General features: G+C 53.7%; 15 protein-coding genes, 2 pseudogenes and 1 other annotated feature. Of the genes and pseudogenes, 6 read left to right on the top strand and 11 right to left on the bottom strand.

What is annotated here, in order from left to right:
• Positions 1-11: 11 nt before the first annotated feature.
• From VRC33_RS05640 to VRC33_RS05625, 4 genes are read right to left on the bottom strand one after another with little or no spacing between them, the layout of a single operon-like run.
• Entirely contained in the window at positions 12-917 is a 906-nt protein-coding gene (locus tag VRC33_RS05640) for a DMT family transporter (protein ID WP_338567547.1), read from the bottom strand.
• Positions 902-1,777, bottom strand: a complete 876-nt coding sequence (locus tag VRC33_RS05635) for a DUF6024 family protein (RefSeq protein ID WP_338561726.1) — start codon at positions 1,775-1,777, stop codon at positions 902-904. The genes VRC33_RS05640 and VRC33_RS05635 overlap by 16 nt, the downstream gene beginning before the upstream one ends.
• A complete protein-coding gene (locus VRC33_RS05630; protein WP_338561724.1) occupies positions 1,777-2,175 on the bottom strand; it encodes an NUDIX domain-containing protein in 399 nt (132 codons plus the stop codon). Before VRC33_RS05630 ends, VRC33_RS05635 begins: the two co-directional genes overlap by 1 nt.
• A 55-nt stretch (positions 2,176-2,230) precedes the next feature.
• Positions 2,231-2,941 carry a hypothetical protein gene (locus tag VRC33_RS05625; protein ID WP_338561722.1) on the bottom strand — a complete coding sequence of 237 codons (711 nt, stop codon included), beginning with the start codon at positions 2,939-2,941 and terminating at the stop codon, positions 2,231-2,233.
• Between the two features lie 203 nt (positions 2,942-3,144).
• On the opposite strand from VRC33_RS05625, the gene VRC33_RS05620 reads away from it, so the two are divergent.
• A complete protein-coding gene (locus VRC33_RS05620; protein WP_338567545.1) occupies positions 3,145-4,020 on the top strand; it encodes a LysR substrate-binding domain-containing protein in 876 nt (291 codons plus the stop codon).
• Between the two features lie 88 nt (positions 4,021-4,108).
• On the opposite strand, the gene htpG is transcribed toward VRC33_RS05620, so the two are convergent.
• The 6 genes from htpG to VRC33_RS05590 form a co-directional block, all read right to left on the bottom strand.
• Positions 4,109-5,983 (bottom strand): molecular chaperone HtpG, encoded by a 1,875-nt coding sequence (gene htpG, locus VRC33_RS05615; protein WP_338561720.1) that lies wholly within the window; start codon positions 5,981-5,983, stop codon positions 4,109-4,111.
• Positions 5,984-6,081: 98 nt separating this feature from the next.
• Entirely contained in the window at positions 6,082-6,687 is a 606-nt protein-coding gene (gene recR, locus VRC33_RS05610; protein WP_338561718.1) for a recombination mediator RecR, read from the bottom strand.
• A complete protein-coding gene (locus tag VRC33_RS05605; protein ID WP_338564085.1) occupies positions 6,687-7,016 on the bottom strand; it encodes a YbaB/EbfC family nucleoid-associated protein in 330 nt (109 codons plus the stop codon). The genes recR and VRC33_RS05605 overlap by 1 nt, the downstream gene beginning before the upstream one ends.
• Positions 7,017-7,068: 52 nt before the next feature.
• Complete coding sequence (gene dnaX / locus VRC33_RS05600; protein ID WP_338564082.1) at positions 7,069-9,003, bottom strand: DNA polymerase III subunit gamma/tau; 1,935 nt, start codon at positions 9,001-9,003, stop codon at positions 7,069-7,071.
• Positions 7,666-7,727 (bottom strand) — a sequence feature (DnaX frameshifting element). It overlaps the preceding gene by 62 nt.
• 81 nt (positions 9,004-9,084) lie before the next feature.
• A complete protein-coding gene (gene apt / locus VRC33_RS05595; protein WP_338561716.1) occupies positions 9,085-9,636 on the bottom strand; it encodes an adenine phosphoribosyltransferase in 552 nt (183 codons plus the stop codon).
• 158 nt (positions 9,637-9,794) lie between these two features.
• Entirely contained in the window at positions 9,795-10,172 is a 378-nt protein-coding gene (locus VRC33_RS05590; RefSeq protein ID WP_338561714.1) for a DUF454 family protein, read from the bottom strand.
• A 60-nt stretch (positions 10,173-10,232) separates the two neighbouring features.
• Between VRC33_RS05590 and VRC33_RS05585 the strand changes: the two genes are divergently transcribed.
• The 3 genes and pseudogenes from VRC33_RS05585 (at position 10,233) to rsmS (ending at position 11,249) form a co-directional block, all read left to right on the top strand.
• A complete protein-coding gene (locus VRC33_RS05585) occupies positions 10,233-10,763 on the top strand; it encodes a primosomal replication protein (protein WP_338561712.1) in 531 nt (176 codons plus the stop codon).
• Between the two features lie 63 nt (positions 10,764-10,826).
• Positions 10,827-11,071: pseudogene (locus VRC33_RS05580) on the top strand (hypothetical protein).
• A gap of 28 nt (positions 11,072-11,099) precedes the next feature.
• Entirely contained in the window at positions 11,100-11,249 is a 150-nt protein-coding gene (gene rsmS, locus VRC33_RS05575) for a pleiotropic regulatory protein RsmS (protein ID WP_338561708.1), read from the top strand.
• 157 nt (positions 11,250-11,406) lie between these two features.
• Here rsmS and acrR read toward each other — a convergent pair whose 3' ends face one another.
• Positions 11,407-12,048: a multidrug efflux transporter transcriptional repressor AcrR gene (acrR, locus tag VRC33_RS05570; RefSeq protein ID WP_338564080.1), complete on the bottom strand. Its 642-nt coding sequence runs from the start codon at positions 12,046-12,048 to the stop codon at positions 11,407-11,409.
• 140 nt (positions 12,049-12,188) lie between these two features.
• Between acrR and VRC33_RS05565 the strand changes: the two genes are divergently transcribed.
• Complete coding sequence (locus VRC33_RS05565; RefSeq protein WP_338561706.1) at positions 12,189-13,373, top strand: efflux RND transporter periplasmic adaptor subunit; 1,185 nt, start codon at positions 12,189-12,191, stop codon at positions 13,371-13,373.
• 17 nt (positions 13,374-13,390) lie between these two features.
• Positions 13,391-16,542: pseudogene (gene acrB / locus VRC33_RS05560) on the top strand (multidrug efflux RND transporter permease subunit AcrB).
• The last annotated feature ends 228 nt before the right edge of the window (positions 16,543-16,770 follow it).

Below are 16,770 nucleotides of genomic sequence, written 5' to 3'. Positions count from 1 at the left end.
GAACTGCGCGGTTATCCTGCATCGGCATAACGGGCATGGGCAATCTGGCGCCGCGCGTAGAGAGTCTGGGCTATCACCGCCGTGACGATCACCGCACCACCGACAACTGCCTGAATTGCAGGCATTTCATCCATGAACAGCGCCATCCATAACGGAGCAAGTGCGGTTTCCAGCAGCAGAAACAGACCGGCATTCGCAGCAGAGACATATCGGGTCGATAAGGTGATCAAACCCATAGCCAGCGGCATGATCAACGCCCCTTCGGCCAGCGACCAGCCATATTGCTCAAGGGTCAATGTTTTCAGACTAGCACCCAATTCCGGCCCCATCCACAGAGCAATCAAAATGGAAGCAAGTAACCCGCCGAGCGAGGGTAATCCCAGCGTGCCCCCTTTGACCCGCGAGGTGAAAATAAAGGCCAGCGCCATAGAAACCGCGGTGCCCAGCGCATAGGCATTAGCGACAGCATGACTGCCCTCAGTGCGGCCGGACATCACGATAATCACGCCAACAATGCCGGCTAATGCGGCGATCATCACGCTACGATCGCTTTTGATGCTGAAAAACAGGCGTGAAAGCAGTGCGGAGATAAACGGCGTTGAGGAGATAATCACCAGCACCGTAGCGACATTTCCGCGGTTCAGCGCGTTGACGAAACAGGCTGAAGAGATGCAGAAAAACAGCGTCGACAGCACATTGTCACGGGTCAGCCAGGGCTGACCAATGGTGCTGCGGCTTTTGCCCCACATCGCCCAGACCAGCATGCAGATCGCCCACATAAAACAGCCACGCAGCGCGACGATCGTCCATGAATCCGGAATGTTCATCAGCCGGATGAAGACGGAATCCGTGCTGAGGATTATCCCCCCCAGAATGCCAATCAGATTGCCGGGATTCTGTTTCATTGTCGCTCCCATAATTGCATAAGATTTTGTTCAACCAGGGTGGTGGTATCAACCGGCTTTTTCCCGTCGCCTCTGGCCCAGCAGGAAAAACGCAGGGTGTTTGAATGCGGGAAGTAACTGGCTCCGGCCGCTTTCACCTTCTGCTGCAGCGCTTCGCTCAACGGCGGCACGGTGAAGCAACTGAACGGCAGGGTCGGTTCGCTGATGGAGGTGAAATCCATGCCACCGATATCTTTCATCTCCACCCGCATGACCTGCGCCACGTTATAAGGCTGCCAACTTTCGCTGCGGATATTGCTCAGGGCTTCCTCAAGCGGTTTTGAAGAGGCCGTAGACTCTTCAAACAGGCGAAGTTCGCTGCGCATCAGGGTACTGAAGTCCTCCGGACGCAGTGCAATGATCGCCAGTCCAACGGTCAGTGAAGCGTGTTTGTGCATCGGCGCCACGAAGATTGAACTGTCCCCGATCAGGCTGCCGTGAAGGTTGGTTGCAAAGCTGTGCGAGGCATCCACTACCCCTTTTCCTTTGCAATCTTTCAGGCTGTTAACCGTGCCGGTGTAAGGGTTAACGTGGGTGATGATCGGCACATTGCCCGGCCCCGTAAACTGCGAAGCAGGATGATGAAACAGTTCGCTGACCGGCTGGTAATGGGCGTGTTTAGCCAGGCACAGGGTAGTTTCCTGCTTATGGAACAGATGCGAAAGAATAACCAACCCCACCCGCACTGACTGGACAAAGAAAATATCGTAATCCTGCAGCTTATAGAGGCGGGACAGCTCTTCCCTTAATTCATCTCTCTGCATACGCGCTCGCTTATAAAATTGATCGCCATGAATTTTCTGTAACTGGGGTGATAATGAAGATGCATCCATTAGTTGATCAACTCTTGCTGATAAAGCAGTGGCATAACGTTATCGCGGAAGATCGATCCCACCGCGATTTCACAAGGTGGCCTGCGGTAATTGACCCAGGCAATTTCTTCGATTTCTGAACCTGCTCGGGGTTGCCCTGCAATCTCAACGTGATATACGTGATTCTCGATTGCCAGTGCCTCAAACTCTGCCAGGCCATGAAACAGGCCAAAAGGCCGGAAAGTTTTAATTTGCACACCCAGCTCTTCCTGAAGTTCACGCTTCAGGCAGGTCAGATGATCTTCCCCCGCCAGCGGTTTTCCGCCCGGTGAAATAAAAGTTGCGGTGCCGCGCTTACGCGTCAGCAGCAGAGAACGCTGAAAAATGATAATGGCCGCACATTTAACGATGATTTTCATTTCAGGCTCCATAAAAGGACGTAACCCGGGGGTTACGTCGCATGACGGTACCGCCTCAGGCGGCAGCGCTGGTGGTTTTACCCAGTATTGGCGTGGCCAGGGTTTCGCCTGAAAGGAAACGCACAATGTTAAGAGCCAGCGGGGTTTTATCTTTCAGGTAAGAGAGGATCACTTCATCACTGGGCGTGGAGAAGCTGTCAGCGAAGATGCTGATCCCTTCCAGTGATTTTGTGGAAATCCCGAGCTGCAGCAGGCGATATTTCACGTCATCCGCTGACTGAGCGAATTCATAGATTGGCGACTGATAGTTGATATCAAACTGCGCCATCATCTCCATCAAAAACGACTTCGCTACCTGCCGCTGCTCCGGGAACTCCATCTGATAATGGGTAATGCCGTCATTGATTGTATTGATGTCATTGCGACGGCAAAAATCCACAAGGTGGGCATGAATGGCTAACTTCTCCCCCAGCAGAACCAGATTCTTGCGGTACTTCAGGATATCTTCTTCCAGATGCTCAATAGCTATAGAGCGGAAGGCACCGCTGATATCGGCTACGGTGTGGTCGACAACCAGGTCACCAAACCGGTTTTTCAGCTCATCCACACGGTGCGATAAAATGCCACGATGAAGTGAACATCCACTGTTTCCTGACCAGAGGTGTACAGGAATACCCTGTAACATGAGATAACACGCTGCCAGCGTGCTGTCCCGTCCACCGGTAAACATTACAAGCTGTGTTTTTACGGAATGCTGATTTGTCATTTTCCTTTCCTTCACGTCGCTGTTGAATGTAATCGTGGGCTGAATCAGTGAGAAATGGCGCTGTACGGTATTTGACTTAAACGTCCGTCGCTTCGCTGTAGAGCAAGCCAGTCCATTGACGAACTCAGATTAGGCAAAAGAGACTGGACTTTAAAATGATATAAACAGACACTTCCTGTTAGTTTTTCTAACAGGGTAGAACGATGTCGGGACTTCCTTCGCTACGCGCCCTGCGCTATTTCCACCTGGCCGCACTGCATCAGAATTTCAGTCTGGCGGCGCAGTCGCTGAACGTGACCCACAGTGCGGTGAGTCATCAAATCAAGTTACTGGAAGAGTGGCTGGGTAAGCCGCTGTTTCTGCGGGCCAATGGCCGTGTGCAATTGACGTCCGATGGTGAGCGGCTGAAGGTGTGCTGTATGCAGGTTTTTAGTGAGATAGAGACGACCTGCGAAAAAATTCGCGCCAGAAATCATCACAGCCTGACTGTCTCCTGTGCGCCGAGCTTTCTGGCGCAATGGTTGATCCCAAGGATCAGTCGTTTTACTGAACGCTATAAAGATATTGCGCTGACCTTCCAGACACATGTGGATATTGAGCGGGTACGAAACGAGCAGTCGGACGTATTAATACTGAGCCATGAACAGCCGATGCAGGCTGATATTGCTGCCACTCTGATTACCGTGGATTACATAGGCCCGGTATGTGCGCCCTCTTTCAGTAACCGTTTTACCTATGAGACAGACTTTTCTACGCTGCCGCTGCTTCATGCTGACACCAAGCTTCATGCCTGGGCTGAGTGGGCGAAAAAAACTGGCGCACGGGGCGATTTCTGGGCCGGGAAACATTTCGATAATCTGACGCTGGCTATTCAGGCAGCCAGGAACGGGCTGGGGATTATTATGACGCCGCAGATTCTGGTGAAGAAAGAAATTCAGGAGAGGACACTGATAGCGCCCCTGGGGTTTGCTGAGGTGGACAGGGCGACATGGATGATGGTGAAGGCTTCACGCAGGGAAGAGAGGGAAATTGATGTTTTTCGCCGCTGGCTGCTGGAAGAGGCGGCGATGGCAGGTTGATGCGGATGGGGCAAACGGCAAAAAAAACAGCTGCCCTCCAGAGGGACAGCTGTTTATGTCTATTCAGCACTTCAAACTGCGGAGCTGATTATCCCAGCAAAAGCTGGTTCATACGGCGGATGAACAGGTTAGGATCTTCCAGCGTTCCACGCTCTGCAAACATCGCCTGATCCAGCAGCAGCTCTACCCACTCGGCAAAGTGAGCCTCATCATGCGTATCAGCAGCACGCTTCACCAGCGCATGATCCGGGTTGAGTTCAAACAGATACTTCACTTCCGGCACGGCCTGACCTGCAGCAGCAAACAGCTTCGCCATCTGGGTGCTCATGTCGTTGGCTTCGGTGGTGACGATAGCTGGCGTGTCGGTCAGTCGGTGCGTCAGACGCACTTCTTTCACCCGATCGCCCAGTAAAGTTTTCACTCGCTCAACAAACGGCTCCAGCGCTTTTTCTGCTTCTTTCTGCTCTTCGGTTTCTTCGTCAGCCAGCTTGCTCAGCGCTTCGTCATCCTTGCTCACTGACTGGAATGGCTTGCCGTCGAACTCGGTGAGGTAGCTCATCATCCACTCATCGATACGATCGGAGAGCAGCAGCACTTCAATGCCTTTTTTGCGGAACAGCTCCAGATGCGGGCTGCTCTTCGCGGCGGCATAGCTGTCGGCGGTGATGTAGTAAATCTTCTCCTGACCTTCCACCATGCGTGTCAGGTAGTCTTCCAGCGAGACAGTCTGTGCGGAACCTTCGCTGCTGGTGCTGGCGAAACGGAGCAGCTTAGCGATGGTTTCAGCATTGCTGGTATCTTCAGCCGGGCCTTCTTTCAGGACCAGACCAAACTGCTGCCAGAACTTCTGATATTGCTCTTCATCATCCTTCGCCACTTTCTCCAGCATCTGCAACGCACGTTTGCTCAACGCATTGCGCAGCGTCTGGGTGATGCGGCTGTCCTGCAGAATTTCACGCGAGACGTTCAGCGGCAAATCGCTGGAATCTATCAGCCCACGAACGAAACGCAGGTAGTTAGGCATAAACTGTTCAGCGTCATCCATGATAAACACGCGCTGTACGTAGAGTTTCAGCCCGTGTTTATGGTCACGGTTCCACATATCAAACGGAGCCTGAGACGGGATGTACAGCAGGCTGGTGTACTCCTGCTTGCCTTCCACACGGTTGTGGCTCCAGGTCAGCGGATCGGCATAGTCATGAGAAACATGCTTGTAGAACTCTTTGTACTCTTCTTCGCTGATGTCGGACTTGTTACGCGTCCACAGCGCCTGGGCTTTGTTGATCTTTTCCCAGCTGGTGGTGTTCTCTTCTTCGTTGTGGCTTTCGATCTCCACAGGCAGGGCAATGTGATCGGAGTATTTGCTGATGATGCTGCGCACACGCCAGGCATCCAGAAACTCATCTTCACCTTCGCGCAGGTGCAGGGTGATTTCGGTTCCACGATCTTCTTTGGTGATGTCGGCGATGGTGTACTCGCCCTCACCCTGAGATTCCCAGAACACGCCTTCATCTGCCGTTACACCGGCTGCACGGGTGCGTACAGAAACCTTGTCTGCCACGATAAAGGCAGAGTAGAAGCCCACACCAAACTGACCGATCAGCTGGCTGTCTTTAGCCTGATCGGAACCCAGAGATTCCAGGAAAGATTTGGTACCGGATTTGGCGATGGTGCCCAGGTTTTCAATGACTTCATCACGCGTCATGCCGATGCCGTTATCGCTCAGCGTGAGGGTGCGATTTTCCTTATCAACGGAAACCCGCACGCGTAAGTCGCCATCGCCCTGATAAAGATCCGGGGTGGACAGAGCGCGAAAACGCAGTTTGTCCGCCGCATCAGAGGCGTTGGAGATCAGCTCACGCAGGAAGATTTCTTTGTTTGAATAGAGGGAATGGATCATCAGGTGCAGAAGCTGTTTTACCTCTGACTGGAAGCCACGCGTCTCTTGTCCTTTCATGGTCATTGCTACCTCAACTAGTGGAGATGGAAATACGTTGAGATGTAGAGTGGGGGCATTAACAGAGATTTCAAGCGGGCACGACGGATCGTGCCGCTAATTGGCTAGAATCTAATCTTATGGCGGCCTGCCAGAGAGTGCGACAGCGTGGTGCCATCGACCATTTCCAGCTCACCACCAACGGGTACACCATGCGCAATACGGCTGGCTTCTACGCCATACTGTCCGCACATTGCAGCGATGTAGTTGGCCGTTGCCTCCCCTTCCACCGTGGGGTTGGTGGCCAGGATCACTTCCTGAACAGACTCTTTTTCCAGCCGCTGCTCCAGCCGATCAAGGCCGATGTCATTGGGACCAATGCCATCGAGCGGTGAAAGGTGACCCATCAGCACAAAGTAGCGACCGGCAAACTGCCCGGTTTGCTCAATGGCATGAATGTCCGCCGGGCTTTCCACCACGCAAATCAGCCCGGTTTGCTGACGACGCGGGTTAGCGCAGATGGTGCAGATTTCCTGCTCGGTAAAGGTCCGGCAGTCGGCACAGTGGCCGATTTCTGACATGGCACGCGTCAGAGCCTGAGCCAGACGCATGCCGCCGCTGCGGTCACGCTGTAACAGCTGAAAAGCCATACGCTGGGCCGATTTTGGCCCAACGCCTGGCAGACAGCGCAGCGACTCCATCAAACTTTCAAGGAGCGGGCTGGTCTGCATCAGAACGGCATCTTGAAGCCAGGTGGCAGCTGCATACCGTTAGAAACGCCAGCCATCTTCTCTTTCTGCGCTTCTGCGATGCGGCGGGCAGCATCGTTAAATGCCGCAGCGACCAGATCTTCCAGCATATCTTTATCATCTTCCAGCAGGCTTGGATCCACCTCAACACGACGGCAGTTGTGCGCGCCGTTGATGGTGACTTTTACCAGACCTGCGCCTGATTCGCCGGTCACTTCCAGGGCTGCGATCTCTTCCTGAGCCTGAGCCATTTTTTCCTGCATCTGCTGGGCCTGTTTCATCAGGTTGCCCATTCCGCCTTTTCCAAACATAGTTTTCTCTCTCAGATCGGGCCGCATTCCACCGGGGCGGTCATGCAGCGTTTCAAACGGGGCGAATACTCTCTTCATCCAGGTCCGCGTCAAAAAAACGACGCAGCGTCTGAATATGAGTATCCGCGATAATGGACTGACGCGCCTGCGCCAGTTTCTCTTCGTAAATCGCCTGACGCCATTCCAGCGGCGTTAACACCGATGGATTATCATCTTCTACCAGTGTCAATTCAACCGGTTGACCTGCTGCCGCGCTTAATGCCTCGCTCAACACTTTCTGCGCTGATGGAGAGTTAAGGTGGCGCTGGCTGGAGCGAAGATGCAGGCAAATGCCGCTCTCCGTCTCCTCTTTCCACGCGTTCAGCGCCAGTTGCTGTACCAGTTTAGGCAGCGTCAGCGTGGCAATCTCTGCTGCCCATGCATCCCGCAGCAAAGATTCAGAGGTCAGCCTCGCCATCAGTTCCGGCGTTTTTTCATGCTCAAGCGCGTTGCGCAAAGCCTTAGGGGTGGCTAAGGGTTCTGGCTCCGCCTCGCTCACCGTCTGCGCCTTCCAGCGATAGGCCTCTTTTTTTACCGGGGCTGCGGGTTCAGCGGCAGCCTGCCGCTTCTGGCCACGCCCGGTAACTGAAGCCAGCCGCTCCAGTGCCGAACTTGCCGGCCGCGCATTTTGCGCCGCCGGCTCATCCTTTTTTGGTTTGGTCGCTCCCTGCTGGCGCATCAACTGCGTTCGCGCCTGCAGTAACTGACTGGTGGTATCGGGCAAATTCCCCGGAGGGGGCGCTTCCTGCACGGTATGGGCAGGCGTGCCCGCTGTCGGAGGAACCGCCGGAGCGGGCTGTGAGACAGCGGGCGGCACCTGCGGCGTCATTGCCGGACGGGCAACCGGCTCAGCAATCACCTGTTTCGGGTGAAAGGCCAGCGCGCGCAACAGCGTCATCTCAACGCCCATACGCCGATCGGGTGCCAGCGGCAACTCTTTGCGGCCCACCAGCATCGTCTGATAATAAAGTTGGACATCTGCTGGCGGTAACACTCGTGCCAGTTCGCGCAGGCGGTGCTCAACGGCGGCATAGTCATCGCCCAGCGCGGAGGGCAGCAGCTGGATCATTGCCACCCGGTGCAGCAGGGTCAGCATTTCAACCAGCAGCGCTTCCCACTCAACGCCGCGAGAGGCAGCCTGATTCAGCAGCGCCATCACCTGCTCGCCTTCCGCATTGACCAGCGCTTCAATCAGCGCCAGCGGCTGCTCATCATCCAGCGTGCCGAGCATGGCGTTGACCGTTTCAGTGGTCACCTGCCCCTGCCCCATCGCAATGGCCTGGTCGGTGAGGCTCAGCGCATCGCGCATGCTGCCATCCGCTGCGCGTGCCAGCAGTTGCAGCGATCGCGCTTCGGCGTCAATTTTCTCTTCGTGCAGCACGTGCTCAAGCTGGCCGCGGATCTGTTCAACATCCAGGGCTTTCAGATGAAATTGCAGGCAGCGCGACAGAATGGTCACCGGCAGCTTCTGCGGATCGGTAGTTGCCAGCAGGAATTTCACGTGCTCAGGAGGCTCTTCCAGCGTTTTTAACAGCGCATTAAAGCTGTGACGCGAGAGCATATGCACTTCATCAATAAGGTAAACTTTGAAGCGGCCACGCGCTGGTGCGTACTGCACGTTGTCCAGCAGATCGCGCGTGTCTTCCACTTTGGTACGGGAGGCGGCATCAATCTCAATCAGATCGACAAAACGCCCCTGCTCAATTTCACGACAGTTATCACACTGACCGCACGGGGTAGCCGTAATGCCCGTTTCGCAATTCAGTCCTTTCGCCAACAGGCGGGCAATGGTGGTCTTTCCCACACCTCGGGTGCCGGAAAACAGATAAGCGTGATGGATGCGGCCGAGCGACAGGCCATTAGCCAGCGCTGTCAGGACATGCTCCTGACCGACGACATCAGTAAACGCTTGTGGACGCCACTTGCGGGCCAGTACCTGATAGCTCATTAATTCGCGGGATGTGTTGAGTGAACCGGAGGGTAATGCTAACACAGCCCCACCTTTACGGCGAGGCTGAACGTTGGGGGTTTAGTGCCCTGGGAAGTTAACGAGGCTGAAGGACTCGATGCCCTGCGCCTTCAGGCGGGCTTCACCGCTGAGGTCGAACAGATTGATAATAAAGGCGGCATCTTTTACTTCGCCTCCGGCACGGCGGATCAGCTTAACGGTAGCTTCAATCGTGCCGCCGGTCGCTAACAGATCGTCCACCACCAGCACGATATCGCCTTCGCCGATAGCGTCGCAGTGCAGTTCGAGCTTATCGGTGCCGTACTCCAGCTCGTAAGATTCGGAAAAGGTTTTGCGGGGCAGTTTGCCCGGCTTACGCACGGGAACAAAACCTACACCCAGCCCTAAAGCCACGGGTGCGCCAAATAAAAATCCACGGGCTTCGGTGCCAACGACTTTGGTGATGCCCCTGTCACGATAACGTTCAACCAGCAGCTTAATACTTAGCGCATAGGCTTCGGGGTCTTCCAGCAGGCTGGTCACGTCACGGAACAAAATACCCGGCTTCGGGTAGTCCGGAATGCTTTTGATACTGTTTTTAAGGAATTCAAGCTGCTGCGCAGTCGCGGTCATAGTGTTATGCCTGGTAAATACAAATCTGACTCGCGCAGCTTCATCAGCGCTGACGACCTGTGTCGCAGAGCAAAAAGGGAAACGTCAGGGGGAAGCCACGCACGAAAACGACCAAATCTATGCAAACCTTCGGGCAATTGCAACCATAGTCCGCAAAATTACCGCTTTTCTTGCCCGTCCCCGACTACCGGTAAACGTAGCATAAAGATCAGCAGAACAGTGAGCAGGCAGACTAACATCACCCGCACCCAGAGGATCTTCACCAGCCATAAAGAGAAGGCAAAGGTAATCAGGGTAAACACCACCATACGTCCTTTGGTCCTGGGTGGCAGCGCGCGATGCTGTTGCCAGTGGCGTAAATAAGGTCCAAACAGCGAACGGTGCAGCAGCCAGTGATGGAAACGGGGAGAAGAGCGGGCAAAACACCAGGCCGCAAGCAGCAGAAAGGGTGTGGTGGGCAACAGCGGTAAAATCACCCCCAGCGTTGCTAACCCCATCGCTAACCAGCCAATAATCAGTAGAATGATACGTTGCATTGTCTGAGTCCTTTCCCTTTCAGACGATAATCCTGGCACGCCTTGACTGGAGACCACAAGATGAAAAGTGCCCTGTTGCTTCAGCAACTGGAAGCAAAGCTGGAACAGCTGGCCGAAGCGGTGGCCCCCCACAGCAATAAACGCACGCCAAAGGCGCGTTTCGATGCCCAACTGTTCCATACCCACACCACCCGGTTGGGGGATTATCTTCTGGAGATCCGCCAGAATCTGGGGCTGCTAAAACAGAGCGTTGCAGACCAGCGGCCCGAGCGCGTCGCCTGGATGGCCGAGCGCGTGGTGCTTCAGATCACTGCATTACAGCGCGAACTGGCGACGCTTACCCTGCGCAAGGGCGAAGTGGTAGCCGAACCGGTCAGCGAGAATCTTTATGAGAAGCTGGCGAAACATCAGGATTATGAGCGGCGCCTGAGGGCGATGATAGCCGACCGTGAAAGCCAGTTAGCCAGGTGTGAAACGCTGGTGCAGCAGCAAAACCTTCAGCGTGAGATTGCCGCTCAGGAAGGCCGGCTTCAGCGCTGTTTGCAGGCTACAAAACGCATCGAACGCGCAATTGAAAAACGTGAACCTTAGCGTCAGCCAGGTTTACCCGGTTTTAACGTATATACTTGGATAAATTTTTGGCTGGAGATACGTATGGGGCTTCTCTCGTGGATAGTCATCGGTTTGCTGACAGGTTTCCTGACCCGGCGTTTTTTCCGGGCCGGCCCGGCGGCCTGATCCCGACGCTGGTACTGGCTGTAGTGGGTGCGTTGATAGGGGGCTATATCAGCGTCTTCTTCAGTTATGGCACCCTGGCGGAAATGGAACCCAGAGCCATGCTGATCGCTCTGGCCGGTGCGCTCATTATGGTACTGTTGATCAAAAAACTGCGGATCTGATGGTGTCGGGATCTGTAAGGAGCAGAGAATGTCGCTTGAAAACGCCCCGGAAGAAGTAAAGCTGGCGGTCGATCTGATTATGTTGCTGGAAGAGAACAATATTGCGCCGCAGACGGTGCTTGCCGCGCTGGCTATAGTGCAGAGAGATTTCGAATCTAAAGTGGCAAAACAGCCGTAAGGTTTTGTCTCTGACGGCAGCTCAGGTCTGAATGCGATTCGGGGATGTGAGGCTGGTCAGTGACCGGCGCATTACCCGGTTTTGCTGTTTACCAGGGTGATGCGCATTGCTGAGTTTTGAGGGTAAGTCAGCTTCTGCGCAATACCGGGTTTGATTGCTAACCAGCGGAGGTGCGTAACGTACGGCTGTGCTGCAACATATCGATCAGCACCTCAACCAGTTGCGGCGCATCAGCCACCAGATCAAAGCTTTCGGGCATAAACAGCCAGTTCTCCATGATGCCGGTAATATAGGCGCGCATCACAACGGCTGTACGGCGGGTTTCGAGTTCAGCAGGTAACTGACCCGCTTCAATACACTGGCGCAGAACATCTTCAATCTTCTCGTAACATTCCAGGTACAGAGTCTGCTGCATCATCTGCAAGGTGGTCATTTCGCCCACAAATTCGCATTTATGGAAAATAATTTCCATAAGAGCACGTCTGCGCTGGTCCCGGGCCGTGGCCACAAGGACATAGGTCACCATGGCACGCATGACAGAGAGTGGATCAGAAGGGTATTTTAATTGATACTCAACCTCTAAGTCTTCCAGTCCGGATTCGGACTGTGCCCAGATTTCATTGAGCAAGTCAGTTTTGTTTTTGAAATGCCAGTAAATTGCACCACGCGTCACCCCTGCCGCAGCCGCGATATCAGCCAGTGACGTTTTGGAAACGCCGTGTTCGGAAAACCTTTCAATTGCTGCGTCAATTATATGATTTCGCGTTTCTAGCGCCTGCTGTTTGGTTTTTCGTGCCATAGGATGATTTTTACAAAAAGGTGGACTTACATACATTTGCGAATGTATGTAACATAGCACGACCATAATTTAAACGCAGCAATGGGTTTATGGGTTTGTGATCCATTGAACAATCGATATCGGACACTCGAGGTTTATTTATGAACAAAAACAGAGGGTTAACGCCTCTGGCGGCCATTCTGATGCTTTCAGGAAGCTTAGCGCTGACAGGATGTGACAATAAAGAAGAGCAACAGGCCGGACAACAACAGGCACCCGAAGTGGGTGTATTGACGCTGAAAAATGCTCCACTGAAAATCACGACCGATCTTCCGGGTCGCACCTCGTCATTTCGCGTTGCTGAAGTTCGCCCCCAGGTTTCGGGCATTATTTTAAAACGTAATTTCGTGGAAGGCAGCGATATCAAGGCGGGGGAATCACTGTATCAGATCGATCCCGCGACCTATCAGGCTGCGTATGACAGTGCCAAAGGCGATTTAGCTCAGGCAGTGGCAAATGCTCAGATTGCCGCTGTAACCGTAAAACGTTACAAGCCGCTGTTGGGCACTAAGTACATCAGTCAGCAGGATTACGATCAGGCTATGGCCACGCAAAGCCAGACGGCTGCTGCCGTTCAGGCTTCTAAAGCCAATGTCGAAACAGCCCGCATTAATCTGGCTTACACCAAAGTGACCTCCCCTATCAGTGGCCGTATTGGTAAATCTTCCGTTACGGAAGGTGCGCTGGTTCAGAGCGCTCAGACTACTGCACTGGCTACGGTACAACAGCTTGATCCTATCTATGTCGATGTGACTCAGTCCAGCGAAGACTTTATGCGTCTGCGCGATGAGCTGAACTCCGGTAAGCTGCAACAGGCTAATGGTAAAGCTCAGGTCAAACTACTGTTACAAAATGGTAGCGAATACGCTCAGGGCGGAACATTAGAATTCTCTGATGTCACCGTGGATGAGACCACCGGCTCGATCACGCTGCGTGCGGTGTTCCCTAACCCGGATCACACTTTGTTGCCCGGCATGTTTGTTCGTGCCCGTCTTGAAGAGGGAACCAACCCCAGCGCTCTGTTAGTGCCACAGCAGGCGGTAACCCGCACGCCAACTGGCCAGGCAACAGCGATGGTGGTGGGCGCGGATAACAAAGTAGAAGTTCGCACTCTGACCACAGACCAGGCTGTTGGCGACAAATGGCTGGTGACTGGCGGTCTGAAAGAGGGCGAAAAAGTCATTACCACGGGTCTTCAGCGTGCTAAAGCGGGAGCGCAGGTTACTCCGCAGGAAGTGAGTCCGGACCAGGCTAAAAATGCAGGGTCTGAACAACCGAAGTCTTAAACAGGAGCCACTGATACATGGCTAAGTTCTTTATCGATCGCCCCATTTTTGCGTGGGTTATCGCCATCATCATTATGCTGGCGGGTGTGCTTTCGATTCTAAAGCTGCCGATTGAGCAATATCCTAATGTTGCGCCACCGGCCGTGCAGATTCGTGCCACCTACCCGGGTGCCGATGCGAAAACGCTGCAGGACTCCGTCACGCAGGTTATTGAACAAAACATGAATGGTATCGATGGCCTGATGTATATGTCATCGAACAGCGATTCATCTGGTACTTTACAGTTAACGCTGACTTTCGAGTCAGGAACTGACCCGGATATCGCGCAGGTTCAGGTGCAGAACAAACTGCAGCTGGCCACGCCATTACTGCCTCAGGAAGTGCAGCAACAGGGGATTCAGGTTCAGAAATCCTCCAGCAGCTTCCTGATGGTAGCCGGTTTTGTTAGCCAGGACGGCAGCATGACCCAGAATGACATCTCAGACTATGTCGCCTCGAATATCAAAGATCCTATCAGCCGTACGCTTGGCGTGGGTGATACCCAGATATTTGGTGCTCAGTATGCGATGCGCATCTGGATGGATCCGCACAAGCTGAATAATTATCAACTGACCCCGGTTGATGTTATCAGCGCCATTGACAGTCAGAACTCACAGGTTGCGGCAGGTCAGTTAGGGGTTCCCCTCCGGTACCGGGGCAGCAGCTTAATGCCTCGATTATTGCGCAAACGCGTCTGACTTCTACCGATGAATTTGGCAAAATTTTGCTGAAGGTTAATTCGGACGGCTCACGGGTAACCCTGAAAGATGTGGCGAAGATTGAACTCGGCGGTGAAAACTACGAGATCATTGCGCGCTACAACGGCAAACCTGCTTCCGGTATCGGTATCAAGCTGGCAACCGGTGCCAACGCACTGGACACGGCCGCAGCGGTTAAAGCGGAGCTGGCTAAGCTGGAGCCGTTCTTCCCGTCAGGGATGGAAACCGTTTACCCGTATGACACTACACCTTTTGTAAAAATCTCCATCAATGAAGTGGTAAAAACCCTGATTGAGGCGATCGTACTGGTGTTCCTGGTCATGTATCTGTTCCTGCAAAACTTCCGTGCCACCCTGATCCCAACGATTGCGGTTCCGGTAGTGCTGCTCGGGACTTTTGCCATCATCAACGCGTTTGGCTATTCGATAAACACGCTGACGATGTTCGGGATGGTGCTGGCGATAGGTCTGCTGGTGGATGATGCCATCGTGGTGGTGGAAAACGTCGAGAGGGTGATGGCCGAAGAGGGTCTCCCACCGAAAGAAGCCACCCGTAAGTCGATGGATCAGATTCAGGGCGCCCTGGTAGGTATTGCTCTGGTTCTGTCTGCGGTATTTATCCCGATGGCCTTCTTTGGGGGATCAACCGGCGTTATTTATCGTCAGTTCTCCATCACTATCGTTTCGGCAATGGTGCTTTCGGTTATCGTGGCGTTGATCCTGACGCCTGCGCTCTGCGCGACCATGCTTAAGCCGATTAAAAAAGGCGATCACGGCAAGACTACCGGTTTCTTCGGCTGGTTTAACCGCATGTTCGACAAGAGCACCAACCACTATACCGACAGCGTTGGTCACATTATCCGTAGCACAGGCCGCTATCTGCTGATTTATCTGCTGATTGTGGTTGGCATGGCGTACCTGTTTGTCAAACTGCCCTCCTCCTTCCTGCCGGAAGAAGATCAGGGGCTGTTGCTGGCACAGGCTCAGCTGCCTGCTGGTGCAACTCAGGGTCGTACCCAGAAGGTGCTGGACCAGGTAACGGATTACTTCCTGACAAAAGAGAAAGATAACGTTAAGTCGGTGTTTACCGTTAACGGCTTTGGCTTTGCAGGACGTGGTCAGAACACCGGTATCGCCTTCGTCAGCCTTAAGCCCTGGGACGAACGTTCAGGTTCTGAGAACAAGGTAGAGGGGATTGCGGGTCGGGCTATGCAGGCATTCGGCGCCATCAAAGATGCGATGGTCATTCCGTTTAACCTGCCAGCCATTATCGAGTTGGGTAACGCCACCGGCTTCGACTTTGAGCTGATTGACCAGGCTAACCTGGGACATGATGCCCTGACGCAGGCACGTAACCAGCTGCTTGGCATGGTTGCCAAACATCCGGATGTGCTTGCCGGCGTGCGGCCTAACGGTCTGGAAGATACTCCACAGTACAAGCTGATGATCGATCAGGAGAAAGCAGAAGCTCTCGGCGTCTCTATCTCTGACATCAATACCACGCTGGGTGCTTCCTGGGGCGGCTCCTACGTCAACGACTTCATCGACCGCGGTCGTGTGAAGAAGGTGTACGTAATGGGCGAAGCCACCTCCCGTATGTTGCCGGACGATATCAATAAATGGTACGTGCGCAATGCTACTGGTGAGATGGTGCCGTTCTCCGCGTTCTCTACGGCTAAATGGCAATATGGTTCACCGCGTCTGGAGCGCTATAACGGTCTGCCTTCAATGGAAATTCTGGGACAGGCGGTACCTGGCAAAAGCTCGGGTGAAGCGATGGACCTGATGGAAGAGTTGGCCTCTAAGCTGCCGCAGGGCATAGGGTATGACTGGACGGGCATGTCCTATCAGGAACGTCTGTCTGGTAACCAGGCACCGGCACTCTACGCTATCTCGCTGATTGTGGTGTTCCTCTGCCTTGCCGCGTTGTACGAGAGCTGGTCGATTCCGTTCTCGGTCATGCTTGTGGTACCGCTGGGGGTGATAGGCGCTCTGATCTTTACCACCGTTCGTGGCCTCAGTAATGACGTTTACTTTGTGGTGGGCCTGCTGACAACCATTGGCTTGTCGGCGAAGAACGCGATATTAATCGTGGAATTCGCCAAAGATCTGATGGAAAAAGAGGGCAAGGGTCTGGTTGAGTCGACGCTGGAAGCGGTTCGTATGCGTCTTCGTCCAATCCTGATGACCTCGCTGGCCTTTATCCTTGGCGTATTGCCGCTGACTATCAGTACCGGTGCAGGTTCCGGTGCGCAGAATGCGGTAGGTACAGGGGTTATGGGCGGCATGGTGACCGCAACGATTCTGGCGATCTTCTTCGTTCCTGTGTTCTTTGTGGTGGTTCGCCGTCGCTTTGGTAAGAACAAAGAAGAGATTGAACAGGGTCATCCTGAAGAGCATCATCAGCACTGATTCGTGAGTTGATGTTATGAGAGGTCGCTAAGGCGGCCTCTTTTTTTGCCTGTATCGCCCCCCTGTTCCTTCTTTGTCATCCTTCTGAGCGGCATTACTGCCCTCTCCCGCTTTATGCAGAAACTTAAGCCACCCGCCTTTTACTGCGATGACGATTGCCTGGACTTTAAAGTGATTACAGTTGCAATCCGGCACGGCCGCGCGCATAATTATTGTTATGTTATAACA

The sequence above is a fragment of the Erwinia sp. E_sp_B01_1 genome (assembly GCF_036865545.1).
In the GTDB taxonomy this organism is placed as follows: domain Bacteria; phylum Pseudomonadota; class Gammaproteobacteria; order Enterobacterales; family Enterobacteriaceae; genus Erwinia.
The sequence above is the reverse complement of the archived record's forward strand: the minus strand, read 5'-3'. Positions and strand labels throughout refer to the sequence as shown.